Source organism: Mesorhizobium sp. B4-1-4 (genome assembly GCF_006439395.2).
GTDB lineage: Bacteria > Pseudomonadota > Alphaproteobacteria > Rhizobiales > Rhizobiaceae > Mesorhizobium.
Window position 1 is genome coordinate 2,517,303 of record NZ_CP083950.1, and the last position, 15,763, is coordinate 2,533,065.

Sequence of the window (15,763 nt, forward strand, 5' to 3'; positions counted from 1 at the left end):
GCAAGAGCTATGTCGCTTCCGGACAAGAAAATGCCGCTTGCGTGATTTCCGGGTGCATGTCGTCCAAAAATGTGTTGCGGTCCTTGGATCATGACTTGCATCAACACAGAGATCGACAGAATGACCGGGCCGCGTGAGATGTTCGAGTCGCGCGAAGGCGAGATCAGGCTGGAGCAGGATCCGGCAACGATGCCCGCGGATGGCGGCGTCGTTTTCATTGGCCGCATCGCCTCGCCATGGACGACACGGGAAAGCTGCCCGAAAAACATGCGCGCGGCGCGCGAGACCGGACAACCCGCGGTGCTGACCATCGATGCGGCCTACCGAGATGGCCTGCGCGGACTGGAACGAGCCAGCCATGTCATTGTCTTGTCCTGGCTGCATCACGCGCCGCGGAATCTGATCGTGCAGAAACCCCGCCATGCGTCTGATGCGAAAGGCGTATTCGGCCTGCGATCCCCTGCCCGGCCGAACCCGATCGGCCTGCATGTGGCCAGGCTCGTCGGGCTGGACATCGGCACCGGGCGCGTCGACCTCGACGCCATCGACGTGCTCGACGGCACGCCGGTCATTGACATCAAGCCTTACTTCGCCTCGACCGATGCCATGGCAGAGGCGACGATCGAAGGACGTGATGAACGATGACAGCGCCGACCGGCCGCCGCCGCGCCATCGCCAAGGCGCTGACCGCGCTCCTGCCGCTGGCGCCTTATGCCGACATGGAGAAGATCCGCGCCGACGCCGGCTCGGTGCACATGAAGACCTTGCCGCCGACGATCGCCGTCTGGCTGGCGACCATTGCCCATATCCGCCACAGCCATACCGACTACGAAAAGCTGCTGACGGAGGGCTACGACCGCGACTCAGCCCGTTTCTTCGTCATCGAGCAGACCAACATCATGCTTACGCGCTGGCGCGCGACCCGCTTGCTCGACGCCGACGAGGAGGATGAGTAGGGCTTGGTCCCCTGTTGCCGCGTCGGCACGACGATTACATTGTAAGGCTGGCCGTCCGCCTGGCCGACCCAGGCCCAGGACAGGTTTCCCCTGTAAACCCAGATCCTGATAGAGGACGAACAGCGCCGGATGGCTGGCCCTATGCCTTCCGACTGGGGCCGCTAGCCGCTAGGCTGGTGGTCCGCCTTGTGCGAGAGGAGGCCTCGATGAGCCAGACAACGAAGATGCGGGATACACGGCGACTGCCCGCTGTCTCCGATCGGCATATCGACCCGCATGCCTATCCCGACGGCGTCGCCTTCCTCGATGGCCAGTACCTGCCGATGTCGCAAGCCAAGGTGTCGGTACTGGACTGGGGATTTCTGCATTCCGACGCCACCTACGACACGGTGCATGTCTGGAACGGCGATTTCTTCCGTCTGGACCAACATCTCGACCGCTTCTTCGCAGGGCTGGAAAAACTGCGCATGACCATCCCCTTCGACCGGGATGGCGTGGCCGAAATCCTGCACGATTGCGTCGCGCTGTCTGGTCATCGCGCTGCCTATGTCGAAATGCTGTGCACGCGTGGCGCCTCGCCGACCTTCAGCCGCGACCCGCGCCAGGCGGTCAACCGCTTCATGGCCTTCGCCGTTCCGTTCGGCTCGGTCGCCAATGCCGAGCAGTTGCAGCGCGGCCTGCGCGTGGCCATAAGCGACAAGGTGCGCATCCCGCCGGCCTCGATCGACCCGGCGATCAAGAACTATCACTGGCTCGACCTGGTGCGCGGCCTCTACGACGCCTATGACCGTGGCGCCGAGACCGCTCTCATTCTCGACTTCAACGGCAATATCGCCGAAGGCCCGGGCTTCAACGTGTTCTGCGTCAAGGACGGCAAACTGTCGACGCCGGCGGTCGGCGTGCTGCCCGGCATCACCCGCCGCACCGTCTTTGATCTCTGCGGCGAGGAAGGGCTCATCGCAGAGGCCACCGATGTCGGCGTCGCCGCGCTCAAGGCGGCCGACGAGGTCTTCATCACCTCGACCGCCGGCGGCATCATGCCGGTGACGGAGATCGACGGCGCGGCGGTCGCCGGCGGCAAGGTCGGGCCGGTCACCAGCCGGCTGATGACGCTCTATTGGCAAAAGCACGACGATCCAGCATGGTCGAGCCCGGTGCGCTATCCCTGATCAACCGGGAAGCCTGGTCAAAAAGATTTCGCCTCGCCTCTGGAAAATCGCGGAATAGGCCGTATATGCCCGAAAGCGGAGAAGCCTCCGCTTTCACCAAAAATCACGCCCGCACGGGCAAGGATTCCACATCATGAAAAACAAGGTTTGGTTCATCACCGGATCGTCGAAGGGCTTTGGGCGCGTCTGGGCCGAAGCCGCGTTGGCGCGTGGCGACCGCGTCGCCGCAACCGCCCGTGACGTCGGCACGCTCGCCGATCTCGTAGCAAAATATGGCGACAACATTGCCGCGATAAAGCTCGACGTTACCGACAAGAAAGCCGTCGATGCGGCAATTGCCGACGCGCACAAGCGCTTTGGCCGGCTCGACGTCGTCATCAACAATGCCGGCTACGGTCATTTTGGCGCCATCGAGGAAGTGAGCGAACAGGAAGCCCGCGACCAGATCGAAACCAATGTGTTCGGCGCGCTCTGGGTCACCCAGGCCGCGCTGCCGATCATGCGGGCGCAGCGGTCCGGCCACATTATCCAGATCTCGTCCATCGGCGGCGTCAATGCCTTTGCCTCGCTCGGCCTCTACCATGCCTCGAAATGGGCGTTGGAAGCCTTCAGCCAGTCGCTGAGCCTCGAGGTCGCGGAATTTGGCATCCACGTGACGCTGGTCGAACCGGGCGGCTTCTCCACCGACTGGGCCGGAGCTTCGGCCAAGGTCTCCAAAGCGATCGAGGCCTATGCGCCCGCTCGCGCCGCCATGGCGGAACGCCGGAGCCGCGCCGTCGCCGGCGATCCCGAGGCCACCGGACCGGCGATGCTGGCGATTGTCGATGCCGCCGAACCGCCACTGCGTGTGTTCTTCGGCGACGGCGGCCTGCCGATGATCCGCCAGGAATACGCCAACCGCATCGCCACCTGGGAGAAGTGGGACCACGTCTCCGTCATGGCGCAAGGCGCCAACAAGAACCGCAAGAGCTAAAGCCCGGGGTCTTGCTATGCCGCCCATGGGCGGCATAGCCCTACCCTCGGCCGACAGGAAACGCGGGCGCTACGCGCGATAAATCCACTGCTCGGGCACCCGCACAGAAATCTCCTCACCGGCCCTGATCGTTCCCGGCTTCTCGACCCAGGCGACCACGCCGCGCAGCCGTTTGGCCGCTTTCGGGAACAACAGCGCGCCGGCTTCAACGTCAGCCATCCCGACGTTTTCAGCGATCGATCGCCCGGCGATGCGGCACGGTCCGTTCTGGGCATCGACCTTCAGGGTCACGCCACCCTTGAAGAACAGCAGCGTGCCGGCCGGCAGCATCGACAGATGCGGCACGCCTTCGATCACCAGATTGGCGCCGATCCACTCCGGCTTGATTTCGGCGAGCCCCATCCGTTCGGCGACGATGGCCAGTTCATCCGTGGCGACGATCGACAGTTGCCGTTCGTTGCGCATTTCGGTGCCGCGCGGATACCAGGGTTCGCGCCCGCCCGAGCGTCGCGTTGGCCCGGCGTGGAAATCGCCTGAAATGCCGTCGAAGCCCAACCGCAATTCCTCCGCCGGACGCGTCTGGAAATGATCCGCCGGCGCGAGATAGAGCGCCGCCGCGCGAGCAGAAAGCTTCTTCGCCGGGATGATTTCGACCGGCTTCTCGGCCTCGGGGAAAAGATCCAGCATGGTGTTCCGTCCTTTCGTCATCCGGGAATTATCCGGACACCCCTCCATGCGTCCAGTCGAAAGTGCTGATCGTCGGATCAACGTCACCGATGCGATTGCGATCACGAGTTTCTTACCTACCGTCGATCGCAGGCGGGATTGCCGCCATGCCGTGCCGGCCCCATGGTGACGCGCGGACAGGTCTGCGGAGGTTACCATGCGTCCCGGAACGGTAATCGTGCTGCTTTGGCTGATCTGGGTGGTGTCATGGGCGGCTGCCGCCTTCTGGGCGGATCCGGTGGCCAAACGTGCCGACCTTGGGTCGGAGATGCGCTACCGGATGGTGATGGTGTTTGGCGCGGTCCTGTTCCTGCTTCCGGCACACAATTATTATGGGCGCCTGCGACTGTGGGTTCCCGATCTTGCCGTGGCCTGGATATGTGTTGTGCTGATCGCTGTCGGCTTCGGCTTCTCGTGGTGGGCAAGGCTGCATCTTGGCCGTCTCTGGTCGGGCAATGTCACCGCCAAGGCAGGGCACCGTGTCGTCGACAGCGGCCCCTACAGCCTCGTTCGCCATCCGATCTACACAGGATTGCTTCTGGCGATTCTTGCCACCATGGCGGCAAAAGGAACTGTCTGGGGCATTGCCGGCGCGCTCCTGCTCATCATCGGCATCGTCATGAAGGCGAAGCTCGAAGAGCGTTTCCTGCGCGGCGAACTCGGAACCGCCTATGACGACTATGCCAGGCGTGTGCCGATGCTGGTGCCGTTCGCTCCCGCCTGACGCGCGGCCGGAGCCCCCCGCAGGTCAGAGCATCCTCAGCAACGCGCCGCCTATCGAATACCCCGCGCCAAAAGCGCAGATCAGGCCGAAATCGCCGGGCTTCATGTCGGCATGGTTTTCCGACAGCGCGACGATGGCGCCGGCGCCCGCCGTGTTGCCGAGCCGCTCCAGCACCATCGGCGCGCGGTCGTGGCCGACCTCGTGGCCGAACGCCAGTTTCAGGATCATCGCGTTCATGCGCGCATTGGCCTGGTGCAGCCAGAAGCGACGGACGGCCTGCGGCGTCAGCCCATGTTCAGCCAGGAATTCGACGATGAATTTGTGCCCGGCGACGGTGACTTCCTTGAACACCTTGTTGCCGACCTGCTTGATGAGGTTGCCCTCCAGGTCGATCATGTAGGGATCATCCTGGGCGGTGCGGGTGTGGTAGCCCAGATTGGTGCGGATGTTGTTCGACATCTGCGTCCAGATGCGGGTGTCGAGCACCTCGAAGCGTTCCGGCCGCTTTTCGCCCAAAGCGAGCCCCTCCACCACCATTGCCACCGAAGCGTCGCCGAAGATGAAATGCGTCTGCCGGTCGCGGAAATTGAGATGGCCGGTGATGATTTCGGGCGTGGTGACTAGAATACGCTTGTGCGCGCCCGAGCGCACCAGATTGACCGCCATGTGCAATGCCGCCGCCGCCGACGAACAGCCAAGCCCCATGTCGAAGCCGGCCCCTTTGGTGCCCAACGCCTCCTGCATTTCAATGGCGATGGCCGGATATGGCCTTTGCTGATGCGAGGACGAGCAGATCACCAGATCTATCTCCGACGGGTCGATGCCGGCATGGGCGATCGCCTTCCTGGCCGAAGCGATGCCGAACTCGGCCTGCAGCGACAGGACGTCATCCGGCCGCGCCGGAATGCACGGTGCCATGCGGGTCGGGTCGAGAATGCCTTCGCGTTCGATCACATGGCGGCTGCGCACGCCCGAAGCGTGGACGATGAAATCGGCGTCCGACTTCTGCAGCAGCGTCCCGCCCGTGGCCTGGCGCCGCTCGTTCTCGGTGTCGACCCAGCTGTTGAAGCTTTCGACCAGCTCTTCATTGGTGATGACAGGTTGAGGAATTTCAGCGCCGATGCCGCTGATGATGACGCGATGCATATTTCAGTCCGTCCCATCCGCAGGCGTTGCGGCTTCATGTGAGCGCCGAAACGCTTCGGCGCAACACTTTTCTCACTTCGCCGGTTTACGCCGGCTTAAACCAAAGATTTACGCCCACGTAAACCTGACTTTCACCAGGCGGACGCTTGAGAACAGGAGCGGCGCGTAGTTCTCGTATCTGAGCAGCGGAAGCGCAGGAGGCCGCCGTTTGCAGGCGAGCGTCATCCGAATCTCGAAATACCCTATCCGGCCCGCTTGGCGACAATGAAGATGCGGGGGAAACGCAGCAGCACCTTGCCATTCGCGGTCTTGGGATAGGCCTTGGCGATCCTGGCCGTGTAGCTGTCGAGGAACAGCTTGCGCTCGTGCCCGTCAAGCGGATCGAGGAACGGCTTCAGCCCGGTTGCCTTCACCCAGTCGACGATCGCCTCGGCATCGGCCAGCGGATGGTTGTAGATGGTATGCCAGATATCGACCCTGTCGCTGAGCGGTGACAACAGGTCGTAATAGAACGACACCGAAGGCAGCGGCGCGCGCGCCGCCCCCTTCATCTTGGCGGCAAACGGCATTTCGGCGGCGGTCTCACGCATCAGGCGGTGGGAGTCCTCGCCCATATTGTCGGGCATCTGTACGGCAAGCGCGCCACCGGGAGCAAGAAAACCCATCAGCCGCTGGAACACCGCAGGATGTTCCGGCAGCCACTGGAACACCGCATTGGCGAAGATCACATTGACCGGCTCGGCCGGTTGCCATGTGGAGGCGTCCGCCAGATCGAAACTGACGCCGGGCAGGCGCGCCCTCGCCTTTTCGATCATGTCGGGGGAGGTATCGAAGCCGCTGACCTCGGCATCCGGCCAGCGCTGGACCAGGAGCTCGGTCGAATTGCCCGGCCCGCAGCCGATGTCGACGACGCGGCGCGGAAAATCGACCGGCACCTGGGCCGCGAGATCACGCGCCGGCCGGGTGCGTTCGTCCTCGAATTTCAGATATTGGGCGGCGGACCAGTCGGCCATCTGAGCTCCTATATCGCCTTGAGAATTCGCCGCCCAGTGCCCCCTTACCGCGTCAGCCGCTTGTGCGTCATGCGGTGCGGGGCTGCCGCTTCGGCGCCGAGGCGGCGCAGCTTGTCCTTCTCGTACTCCTCGAAGTTGCCCTCGAACCACTCGACATGCGCGTCACCCTCGAAGGCGAGCATATGGGTGGCCATGCGGTCGAGGAACATGCGGTCGTGGCTGATGATGACGGCACAGCCGGCATAGGCTTCCAACGCGTCTTCCAGCGCGCTCAGCGTCTCGGTGTCGAGATCGTTGGTCGGCTCGTCGAGCAGCAGCACATTGCCGCCGGTCTTGAGCATCTTTGCCAGGTGCACGCGGTTGCGCTGGCCGCCCGAGAGGTTGCCGACCTTCTGCTGCTGGTCGCCGCCGCGGAAGTTGAAGGACGAGCAGTAGGCGCGGCTGTTGACCTCGTGCTTGCCGAGCTTGATGACTTCGGCGCCGCCGGAGATTTCTTCCCACACCGTCTTGTTCGGATCGAGCGCGTCACGGCTCTGGTCGACATAGCCGAGCTTGACCGTCTCGCCGATGCGGACCGAGCCCGCATCCGGCTTCTCCTGGCCGGTGAACGTCTTGAACAGCGTCGTCTTGCCGGCGCCGTTCGGGCCGATGACGCCGACGATGCCGCCCGGCGGCAGCCTGAATGACAGGTTTTCGATCAGAAGCTCGTCGCCGAAGCCCTTGCTGAGGTTCTCGACCTCGATGACGACATTGCCCAGCCGCTCGCTCGACGGGATGACGATCTGCGTGTCGGTCGGCTTGCGGTTCTGCGACTGCTCGACCAGTTCCTCATAGGCCTTGATACGCGCCTTCGACTTGGTCTGGCGCGCCTTTGGCGAGGACTGGATCCATTCGCGTTCGCGCCAGATCGACTTCTGTCGGGCGTCGTCCTCGCGGCCTTCCTGGATCAGGCGCTTGGCCTTGGCGTCTAGATATCTGGTGTAGTTGCCCTCGTACGGAATGCCGCGACCACGATCGAGTTCGAGAATCCAGCCGGTGACATTGTCGAGGAAGTAGCGATCGTGGGTGATGATCAGCACCGAGCCCGGATAGTCGCGCAGGTGCTTTTCCAGCCACGCCGTGGTCTCGGCGTCGAGATGGTTGGTCGGCTCGTCAAGCAGCAGCAGATCGGGCTGCTGCAGCAGCAGCCGGCAGAGCGCCACGCGGCGACGCTCGCCTCCCGACAGGTTGGTCACCTCGGACTCGCCCGGCGGGCACTGCAGCGCGTCCATCGCCATCTCGACCTGCTGCTCGAGATCCCAAAGGTTCAGCCGATCCATCTCGTCCTGGAGCTTTGCCGACTCGTCCGCCGTCTCGTCGGAATAGTTCATCATCAGCTCGTTGTAGCGCTCGATGATGGCTGTCTTCCTGGCGACGCCGTCCATGACGTTTTCCATCACGGTCTTGCTGTTGTCGAGCTGCGGTTCCTGCGCCAGGTAGCCCACGGTCGCGCCCTCGGCCAGCCACGCCTCGCCCTGGAACTCCTTGTCGAGCCCGGCCATGATGCGCAGGATGGTCGACTTACCCGAGCCGTTCGGCCCGAGAATGCCGATCTTGGCGTCCGGATAGAAAGACAGATAAACGTTATCGAGCACCTTCTTGGTGCCATAGGCCTTCGACAGGCCGGACATGTGATAGATGAACTGGCGTGCCACGCGCGCTTTCCCTGAAACTGACTGAATTGTCGATCTGAATGGAGGTTGGCCGCTATGTAGGCGATGCGGCGGCGAACGGCAATCGCTTTTGCGGGCCAGGCACACGGGGAAGTGCCCGCCGAGAGACGACGTTTCTGCCGGACACGCCCCTGCTGAAGGCTTCGATTACCCTTCCGCATCTGTCCGCGACTGGCACGCCGGCTTACCGGAAGCGGCGGTCCAGCGCTTACTGGAAGCCGATCGGATCGACCGTGCCCACTGGGCAGCCGGCCTTGTTGGTGGGAACCGATGCCAGCAGCAGGTCCTTCAGCGAACTGGAGGGACCGATCGGGCCGGCGAGGCCGAGCGTCAGTTCGCCGATCAGCCGCCGGCCGCTCGACGGATCGATGACGCAGGAAACGCGCACCCGATCCCCTGCCCCCGAGCCGAAGGCCTGGTCGAAGGCGCTGCGGATCTGGTCGGCCGTCAGTTTGCCGCCGATGTTCTTGGTAAAGAGATCGCGCACAGGCGAGCTGTTCACTTCGCGCATCAGGCTGAGTGCGTCGGAAAAATACTCCTGCTGGCTCTTGCCGTAGCAGGTGCCGTGTTTGATCCATTCATGCCGCTCGAGCTTCGAAGCGGTGCCCGGCATCACCTTGTCGAGCTCCGCGCGGGTACCGGCGTCAAGGTTGACCGGCGGCAGGTCCTGCCAGTGGGCAGGATTGTCGTTGGCCTTGTCGCCGGCCGAAACCTGGCAATAGAAATTGCCGTTCGGCTGTGGCCACAGGCCGTGCAAGGTGAAATTGGTGGCGTCGAATTCGCTCGGATTCTGCGCCTTGCATTCGGCCTTGTTCGACTTGGTCTCGCAAAAGGCCGGCTGCCAGCTCAGCGCGAAGACATATTCGGGTTTTCCCGAAGCCGCCGGCTTGTCTTGCCTACCAGGAGCCGCCGGAACCGTCGCGGCGCTGCTGCCCGAGAGATGGCCACAACTGACCTTCACCCAGCGACGCTCCGGGTCGGCGCCGGGCACCTGGATCAGATAGTGCGTCGGCGCATCCTTGTTGCCGGCAAGCAGTTGGTAGCCCTTTCCGGCATCGGTCGAGACATTGCCCGGGTTCTTGCCGTTCTTGATGGCCTGCGTTGCCGGACAGACGGCGTCGGCGACGAAAGTGCCGCTCAGCTTGACGTCGGCACGCGCTGCACTGGCCAGCGATGCCGCCAACAATGCCAATCCGAAAACAACACCAATGCGCATAAGAATCCCCGCTGAAGCAAATGGGTGACAGACTGCCGCTGTCTCCATGTCAGAATTGCGATATTTTGCTGACCAAACGCAAGAAACATCGTTGGGCAAAAAGCGGTTGGTGTGGATTGACGCAAAACCGGCGGCAGGCGCACACAGGTCAGACGCCATGAGGCGAACCGGGGGTGGAAACCAGCCTGCATGCCATTCAACCAGCAACGCCTGGTCCGCTCGCCGACCGGCGCCGAGCTCAACCTCTTCGTCAGGCAGGCCGATGGCCGGCCGCGCGCGGTCGTCCAGATCAATCATGGTCTTGCCGAGCATGCCGCGCGCTATGCCCGCTTTGCCGATTTCCTTGGCTCGCGCGGATTCCACGTCTATGCCCATGATCATCGCGGCCATGGCCGTACCAAGGCGCCGGACGCGCCGCTCGGCAGATTCGCCGACAGGAATGGACCGGCCAAGGTGATCGCCGATGTCGATGCCGTCCACGATCTGATCGCCGGGGAACGCCCAGGCCTGCCGGTCATCCTCTTCGGCCACTCGATGGGCGCGTCCGTGGCGCTGAATTTCCTTTTGGGCCATTCATCCCGCATCCATGCCGCCGCGATCTGGAACGGCAATTTTTCGCAAGACCTGCTTGGACAGCTGGCGCTCGGCATCCTTGCCTGGGAGCGGATGCGGCTGGGCTCGGACGTTCCGTCGCGGCTGCTGCCGAAACTCACCTTCCAGGCCTGGGGCAAGGCGGTGCCCAATCATCGCACACCGTTCGACTGGCTGTCGCGCGACGAGGCGGAGGTGGCGAGATACATCGCCGATCCGCTGTGCGGCTGGGATGCCTCTATCTCGATGTGGCGCGACGTGGTCTCGATGGCGCTCAATGGCGGCAAGGATGCCGGCTTCGTTGGTGTCCGGCGCGACCTTCCCGTCGCCATCGTCGGCGGCGAGAAAGACCCCGCCTCGGACTATGGCAAGGGCATCACCCATCTCGCCAACCGCATGCGCAAGATGGGTTTTTCGAATCTCGTATCAAAGGTTTACGCCGACACTCGCCACGAAAGCCTGAACGAGGTGAACCGCGACATCGTCATGGACGATTTCGCGGCCTGGGCGGATAGCGCCCTGAAAGCGTGACCGAGCCAGTTCGTTGGCCCATTGCAAGGGTCGTGACAGCCGCCGTCGGGCTTGATAGAGGCTCTGCTTTCGCAGCAATCACGGTGATTGCGGCAACCACGGTGATTTATGGCTGAGCCCCCGCTGAAAGGCGTCCGCGTCGTCGAACTCGCCCGCATCCTCGCCGGGCCCTGGGCCGGGCAATTGCTTGCCGATCTCGGCGCCGATGTCATCAAGGTGGAAAGCCCCAATGGCGGCGACGACACCCGCAAATGGGGCCCGCCCTTTGTCATGAGCCATGACGGCGAGAATCTGTCGGCCGCGTATTATCATTCCTGCAATCGCGGCAAGCGCTCCATCGCCATCGACTTCTCGACGCCCGGCGGCGCCGAGACCGTGCGCCGGCTGGTCGCGACGTCGGATGTGCTGATCGAAAACTTCAAGCTCGGCGGCTTGAAGAAGTACGGGCTCGATTATGACAGCCTGCGCAAGATCAACCCGCGCCTGGTCTACTGCTCCATCACCGGCTTCGGCCAGGATGGACCCTATGCGCCCCGCGCCGGCTACGATTTTATCATCCAGGCCATGGCCGGCATGATGTCGATCACCGGCGAGGCCGGCCGCGAGCCGCAAAAGGCCGGCGTCGCCATATCGGATCTCTTCACCGGTCTTTATTCGGTCGTCGCCATCCAGGCAGCCCTGCGCCATGCCGAGCAGACCGGCGAGGGCCAGCACATCGACATGGCGCTCTTCGACACTCAGATCTCGGCGCTCGGCAACCAGAACCTCAACTATCTCGTCTCCGGCAAGTCGCCGGTGCAGATGGGCAATGCGCATATGAACATCGCCCCTTACGAAGTGCTTCCGGTCAGGGACGGCCACATCATCCTTGCCGTCGGCAATGACGGCCAGTTCGCCAAATTCTGCGCCGCCGTCGGACTGGACGATTTGCCTGCCAATCCCGACTTCGCCACCAACCCCGCCCGCGTCGCCAACCGCGTGAAGCTGCGCGAGCGCATCGTCGAGGCGCTGAAGTCTCTCGACCGCGATCCGCTGCTGGCAAAGCTCGAAGCGGCAAGCGTGCCGGCGAGCCCGATCAACACGATCGGCCAGATGTTCGCCGACCCGCAGACGATTGCGCGCGGCATGCGGCTCGACCTCGACGACGGCCATGGCAACCTGCTGCCCTCGGTACGCGCCCCGATGGTGATGTCCGGCACGCCGCTGGTCTATGAGCGCCCCTCGCCGCGCCTGGGCGAACACACAAAAGAAATCCTTGCCGAACTGGAGAGGTCTGAAAAATGAAGACCGGCGGACAACTGATCGTCGACGCGCTCGAAGCCAACGGCACCGACCGCATCTATTGCGTGCCTGGCGAATCCTACCTCGCGGTTCTCGACGCGCTGCATGATTCCACGATCCGCACCATCGTCTGCCGCCAGGAAGGCGGCGCGGCGATGATGGCCGACTGCCACGGGCGCCTGACCGGCAAGCCCGGCGTCTGCTTCGTCACCCGCGGCCCCGGCGCCACCAATGCGTCGGCCGGCATCCACATCGCCATGCAGGATTCCATACCGCTCATCCTGTTCATCGGCCAGGTCGCCAGCCACGCCAAGGAGCGCGAGGCGTTCCAGGAAGTCGATTACAAGAGGTTCTTCGGCGACATCGCGAAATGGGTGGTCGAGATCGACGACGCGTCACGCATCCCGGAGTTCGTCACCCGCGCCTTCGCGGTGGCGACATCGGGCCGTCCCGGCCCGGTGGTGATCTCGCTGCCGGAAGACATGCTGACCAGCGTCGTCGAGGCGCCTGCCGTCTTGCCGCACACGCCGGTCGACACCCGTCCGGGCGAAGCAGAACTCGATGCGCTGGAAACGCTGTTGGCCAAGTCCATCAGGCCCTTCGTTATCCTTGGCGGCACGCGCTGGGACACGGAGGCCGTGGCACGGATGCGCGCCATCGCCGAGGCGTGGTCGCTGCCGGTCGGCTGTTCCTTCCGCCGCCAGATGCTGTTCGACCATCTGCATCCGAACTATGCCGGCGATGTCGGCATCGGTATCAACCCGAAGCTTGCCACCGCCATCAAGCAGGCCGATCTTGTGCTGCTGATCGGCGGTCGTATGGGCGAGATGCCCTCATCCGACTACACATTGCTGAAGAGCCCCTACCCGGACCAGACGCTGGTGCATGTCCATGCGGACGCCGGCGAACTTGGCCGCGTCTACCGGCCGACGCTGGCCATCAACGCCTCGCCATCCGCCTTTGTCGAAGCCTTCGCCAGCCGCAAGCCGGCCTCCGACCCGGCATGGGCGGCCGAGACGCCAAGACTGCACGCCGCCTATCTCGACTGGTCGACACCGCCGGAAAGCGGTCCCGGCCCGGTTCAGATGGGGCCGATCATGAATTATCTCGAAAAAATGCTGCCGGACGACGCTATCCTCACCAACGGCGCCGGCAACTATGCCACCTGGGTGCATCGCTTCCACCGCTTCCGCCGCTTCGCCACGCAGGCGGCGCCGACGTCCGGCTCGATGGGCTATGGCACGCCTGCCGCGGTCGCCGCCAAGGAGCTGTTTCCGGAACGCACCGTGGTCGCGTTTGCCGGCGATGGCTGCTTCCTGATGAACGGGCAGGAATTCGCCACCGCCGTGCAGTACGACCTGCCGATTATCGTCGTGGTCGTCAACAATGGCATTTACGGCACCATTCGCATGCATCAGGAGCGCGAATATCCTGGCCGCGTGGTTGCGACCGACCTCAAGAACCCCGACTTCGCGTCGCTGGCCCGAGCCTATGGCGGCCATGGGGAGACGGTGGAGAAGACGTCCGATTTCGCAGCCGCCTTCGAGCGTGCGCGCGCCAGCGGCAAGCCGTCGGTCGTCGAAATCCGGCTCGATCCGGAGGCGATCACACCGACCCGGACGATGACCCAGATCCGCGACAAGAGCTGAAGCGAAGGCAGCCTGCTGCCTTTCGCCGGCCGTGCTGAGCTAAGGACTCGTTTGGCGAAAGGGGCGGTGCGCCGCCCCTTCCGACCGCGCTACATCGCCTTCTCGATCTGACCGCGGATCTCGCCGTCCTTGTTGGCGGCGGTGTGGACGTTAACGTAGTATTTGCCGGCCTCAAGGTCAGCCGCTTGCGCATCTGTGAGCGTCGCCGATCCCTTGATCGGGCTCTTGAGCTTGCCCTTGAACGGGATTACCGGCGCGGCATTCTCGCCCATCCCCGCGGGGCCGTGAATGTGCGCGGCCGTCGCCGGTCCGCTGAGACCGGAATATTTGACGTTCCAGCTTAGCTTCTTCTTGGTGGTGTCGAAGGTCAAGGTGGCAGTCCCCTTGCCCTTGGTGGTGACGGGAGGGCTCTGCTGGCCGCCATCGAGCGTTGCCTTGTACTTCACCATTTCGGCCATGGCCGGCGATGCGAATAGAAAGGCGGTCGAAATGGCCAGCGCGGAAAGCACCGGCATGAAGGATTGTCTGCGCATTTTCCTAGGACCTCCGTTGGATGTTCATCCTCGCGGCTCTCCACGCGTGGATGCACCAGCACAACGGTCGGGTGGCCCAAAGTATCCCTCGGGGCACATTTTTTTGATGTCTGATCAAAAAGGGGCGGTCACCCGCCCTTTCAAGACGCGCGGAAGGACAACGCTCAGACGGCGGCCAGAGCCTGAGCAAGGTCGGCGATCAGGTCATCCGGGTGCTCGACGCCGATCGACAGCCTGACCGTGGTCTCCAGAACGCCGATGCGCTGGCGCACGTCGAAGGGAATGCCCGAATGGGTCATGGCGGCTGGATGGCTGGCCAGCGATTCCGTGCCGCCGAGGCTTACCGCCAGCTTGAAGATCTGCAGCCCGTTGAGAAAGGCGAAGGCCGCCTTCTGTCCGCCCCTGATGTCGAAGGAGAAGGTCGAACCGGCGCCGCTGCATTGCGCCCGATAGACGCGGACGGCAGGCGTGTCCTCGCCGAGGAACGGCAGATAATGCACCTTCTCCACCTTGGGATGCTCTTGCAGGAATCCGGCAATCAGGCGGGCATTGTCGTTCGCCCGTTCCATGCGGATCGACAGCGTCTCCAGCGAGCGGCCGAGCATCCAGCAGGAATGTGGATCAAGCTGCGTGCCGATCGCGCCACGCAGAGCTTTGATCGGCTTCGTGACCGCCTTGCCGCCCATGACGGCGCCCGCGATCAGGTCGGAATGGCCGCCGACATATTTGGTCAGCGAATAGACGGAAACATCGGCGCCGTGCTCGATAGGCCGCTGGAAGACTGGACCGAGCAGCGTGTTGTCGCAGGCTATGATCGGCGTCGATCCTTGCCTTGCGCCGATCTCGTCGGCGACCTTCCGCATCAGCGCGATATCGACCAGGCTATTGGTCGGGTTCGACGGCGTCTCGACCAGAATAACCGACACACGGCCCTTCGCGGTCGCCGCATCGGCCGCCACGCGCACCGCCGCCTCGTCGACGCCATCCGCGAAGCCGACCGCGCCGATGCCGAAGCCGGCAAGCGTGCGCGTCAAAAGCGTCTCGGTGCCGCCATAGAGCGGCTGCGAATGCAGGATCACGTCGCCGGGGCGGGCATAGGCAAGCAGCGTCGTCGCGATCGCCGACATGCCGGAAGAAAACAGGATGCAGGCATCCGTCCCCTCATAGACGGCGAGCCGGTCCTCGACGATCTCGCTGTTGGGATGATTGAAGCGCGAATAGACAAGGCCCGACGCCGTGCCGCTCGGCGGCTCCTTTCGGCCGGACGTGTAGTCGAAGAAATCACGCCCCTCCTCCGCCGATTTGAACACGAAGGTCGACGTCAGGAACACCGGCGGCTTGACCGCGCCCTCCGACAGCTGCGGATCGAAGCCATAGCTCAGCATCAGCGTTTCGGGATGAAGCTTGTGGTTGCCGATATGGGTTTTCGAAGGACGCGGCGCGGTCATGATGTTCCCTGTTTTTTCGAGACGTGTGGCGGCAATTTATGCGATCCCCACCACGCAGTCCTTGCTATTTTTGGACCCCCATGGCTGCACTATCG

Annotated in this window: 15 protein-coding genes; 8 read left to right on the plus strand and 7 right to left on the minus strand. The window is 63.6% G+C overall.

Features of this window, described 5'->3' with window-relative positions:
- Positions 1-120 precede the first annotated feature (120 nt).
- From tsaA to FJW03_RS12240, 4 genes are all read left to right on the plus strand, one after another.
- A complete protein-coding gene (tsaA, locus tag FJW03_RS12225; protein ID WP_140608093.1) occupies positions 121-645 on the plus strand; it encodes a tRNA (N6-threonylcarbamoyladenosine(37)-N6)-methyltransferase TrmO in 525 nt (174 codons plus the stop codon).
- Complete coding sequence (locus FJW03_RS12230) at positions 642-956, plus strand: DUF2293 domain-containing protein (RefSeq protein WP_140695652.1); 315 nt, start codon at positions 642-644, stop codon at positions 954-956. Before tsaA ends, FJW03_RS12230 begins: the two co-directional genes overlap by 4 nt.
- A gap of 206 nt (positions 957-1,162) precedes the next feature.
- Positions 1,163-2,125, plus strand: coding sequence for a D-amino acid aminotransferase (locus FJW03_RS12235; RefSeq protein ID WP_140765160.1), 963 nt, complete (start codon positions 1,163-1,165; stop codon positions 2,123-2,125).
- A 133-nt stretch (positions 2,126-2,258) separates the two neighbouring features.
- A complete protein-coding gene (locus tag FJW03_RS12240; protein ID WP_140765158.1) occupies positions 2,259-3,098 on the plus strand; it encodes an SDR family oxidoreductase in 840 nt (279 codons plus the stop codon).
- Between the two features lie 69 nt (positions 3,099-3,167).
- Here FJW03_RS12240 and FJW03_RS12245 read toward each other — a convergent pair whose 3' ends face one another.
- Positions 3,168-3,806 carry an MOSC domain-containing protein gene (locus tag FJW03_RS12245; protein WP_226890637.1) on the minus strand — a complete coding sequence of 213 codons (639 nt, stop codon included), beginning with the start codon at positions 3,804-3,806 and terminating at the stop codon, positions 3,168-3,170.
- 175 nt (positions 3,807-3,981) lie between these two features.
- On the opposite strand from FJW03_RS12245, the gene FJW03_RS12250 reads away from it, so the two are divergent.
- Entirely contained in the window at positions 3,982-4,548 is a 567-nt protein-coding gene (locus tag FJW03_RS12250; RefSeq protein ID WP_140695660.1) for a methyltransferase family protein, read from the plus strand.
- Positions 4,549-4,572: 24 nt separating this feature from the next.
- Here the strand turns inward: FJW03_RS12250 and FJW03_RS12255 are convergent, their stop codons facing one another.
- The 4 genes from FJW03_RS12255 to FJW03_RS12270 all read right to left on the minus strand — a co-directional run bounded on the left by FJW03_RS12255 (position 4,573) and on the right by FJW03_RS12270 (position 9,635).
- Positions 4,573-5,694, minus strand: coding sequence for a beta-ketoacyl-ACP synthase III (locus tag FJW03_RS12255; protein ID WP_140765156.1), 1,122 nt, complete (start codon positions 5,692-5,694; stop codon positions 4,573-4,575).
- A gap of 242 nt (positions 5,695-5,936) precedes the next feature.
- Positions 5,937-6,707 carry a trans-aconitate 2-methyltransferase gene (gene tam / locus FJW03_RS12260; RefSeq protein WP_140765154.1) on the minus strand — a complete coding sequence of 257 codons (771 nt, stop codon included), beginning with the start codon at positions 6,705-6,707 and terminating at the stop codon, positions 5,937-5,939.
- A 44-nt stretch (positions 6,708-6,751) separates the two neighbouring features.
- Entirely contained in the window at positions 6,752-8,401 is a 1,650-nt protein-coding gene (gene ettA, locus FJW03_RS12265) for an energy-dependent translational throttle protein EttA (protein ID WP_140765152.1), read from the minus strand.
- 226 nt (positions 8,402-8,627) lie between these two features.
- Entirely contained in the window at positions 8,628-9,635 is a 1,008-nt protein-coding gene (locus tag FJW03_RS12270) for a ribonuclease T2 family protein (RefSeq protein ID WP_140765150.1), read from the minus strand.
- Between the two features lie 189 nt (positions 9,636-9,824).
- On the opposite strand from FJW03_RS12270, the gene FJW03_RS12275 reads away from it, so the two are divergent.
- The 3 genes from FJW03_RS12275 (at position 9,825) to FJW03_RS12285 (ending at position 13,687) form a co-directional block, all read left to right on the plus strand.
- Positions 9,825-10,757, plus strand: a complete 933-nt coding sequence (locus tag FJW03_RS12275) for an alpha/beta fold hydrolase (protein WP_140765148.1) — start codon at positions 9,825-9,827, stop codon at positions 10,755-10,757.
- Positions 10,758-10,865: 108 nt separating this feature from the next.
- Positions 10,866-12,041 carry a CaiB/BaiF CoA transferase family protein gene (locus FJW03_RS12280; protein ID WP_140765146.1) on the plus strand — a complete coding sequence of 392 codons (1,176 nt, stop codon included), beginning with the start codon at positions 10,866-10,868 and terminating at the stop codon, positions 12,039-12,041.
- Positions 12,038-13,687: a thiamine pyrophosphate-binding protein gene (locus FJW03_RS12285; protein WP_140608118.1), complete on the plus strand. Its 1,650-nt coding sequence runs from the start codon at positions 12,038-12,040 to the stop codon at positions 13,685-13,687. Before FJW03_RS12280 ends, FJW03_RS12285 begins: the two co-directional genes overlap by 4 nt.
- An 89-nt stretch (positions 13,688-13,776) precedes the next feature.
- On the opposite strand, the gene FJW03_RS12290 is transcribed toward FJW03_RS12285, so the two are convergent.
- Together FJW03_RS12290 and FJW03_RS12295 are read right to left on the minus strand one after the other, a co-directional pair.
- Positions 13,777-14,220, minus strand: a complete 444-nt coding sequence (locus FJW03_RS12290; RefSeq protein ID WP_140608120.1) for a CHRD domain-containing protein — start codon at positions 14,218-14,220, stop codon at positions 13,777-13,779.
- A gap of 164 nt (positions 14,221-14,384) precedes the next feature.
- Positions 14,385-15,668 carry a cystathionine gamma-synthase family protein gene (locus FJW03_RS12295; RefSeq protein ID WP_140765144.1) on the minus strand — a complete coding sequence of 428 codons (1,284 nt, stop codon included), beginning with the start codon at positions 15,666-15,668 and terminating at the stop codon, positions 14,385-14,387.
- Positions 15,669-15,763 lie beyond the last annotated feature (95 nt).

Excerpts from the sequence above, each read along its gene's own strand:
- tsaA (WP_140608093.1), top strand. The coding sequence starts at position 121 with ATGACCGGGCCGCGTGAGATGTTCGAGTCGCGCGAAGGCGAGATCAGG.
- FJW03_RS12230 (WP_140695652.1), top strand. The coding sequence starts at position 642 with ATGACAGCGCCGACCGGCCGCCGCCGCGCCATCGCCAAGGCGCTGACC.
- FJW03_RS12235 (WP_140765160.1), top strand. The coding sequence starts at position 1,163 with ATGAGCCAGACAACGAAGATGCGGGATACACGGCGACTGCCCGCTGTC.
- FJW03_RS12240 (WP_140765158.1), top strand. The coding sequence starts at position 2,259 with ATGAAAAACAAGGTTTGGTTCATCACCGGATCGTCGAAGGGCTTTGGG.
- FJW03_RS12245 (WP_226890637.1), bottom strand. The coding sequence starts at position 3,806 with ATGACGAAAGGACGGAACACCATGCTGGATCTTTTCCCCGAGGCCGAG.
- FJW03_RS12250 (WP_140695660.1), top strand. The coding sequence starts at position 3,982 with ATGCGTCCCGGAACGGTAATCGTGCTGCTTTGGCTGATCTGGGTGGTG.
- FJW03_RS12255 (WP_140765156.1), bottom strand. The coding sequence starts at position 5,694 with ATGCATCGCGTCATCATCAGCGGCATCGGCGCTGAAATTCCTCAACCT.
- tam (WP_140765154.1), bottom strand. The coding sequence starts at position 6,707 with ATGGCCGACTGGTCCGCCGCCCAATATCTGAAATTCGAGGACGAACGC.
- FJW03_RS12270 (WP_140765150.1), bottom strand. The coding sequence starts at position 9,635 with ATGCGCATTGGTGTTGTTTTCGGATTGGCATTGTTGGCGGCATCGCTG.
- FJW03_RS12275 (WP_140765148.1), top strand. The coding sequence starts at position 9,825 with ATGCCATTCAACCAGCAACGCCTGGTCCGCTCGCCGACCGGCGCCGAG.
- FJW03_RS12280 (WP_140765146.1), top strand. The coding sequence starts at position 10,866 with ATGGCTGAGCCCCCGCTGAAAGGCGTCCGCGTCGTCGAACTCGCCCGC.
- FJW03_RS12285 (WP_140608118.1), top strand. The coding sequence starts at position 12,038 with ATGAAGACCGGCGGACAACTGATCGTCGACGCGCTCGAAGCCAACGGC.
- FJW03_RS12290 (WP_140608120.1), bottom strand. The coding sequence starts at position 14,220 with ATGCGCAGACAATCCTTCATGCCGGTGCTTTCCGCGCTGGCCATTTCG.
- FJW03_RS12295 (WP_140765144.1), bottom strand. The coding sequence starts at position 15,668 with ATGACCGCGCCGCGTCCTTCGAAAACCCATATCGGCAACCACAAGCTT.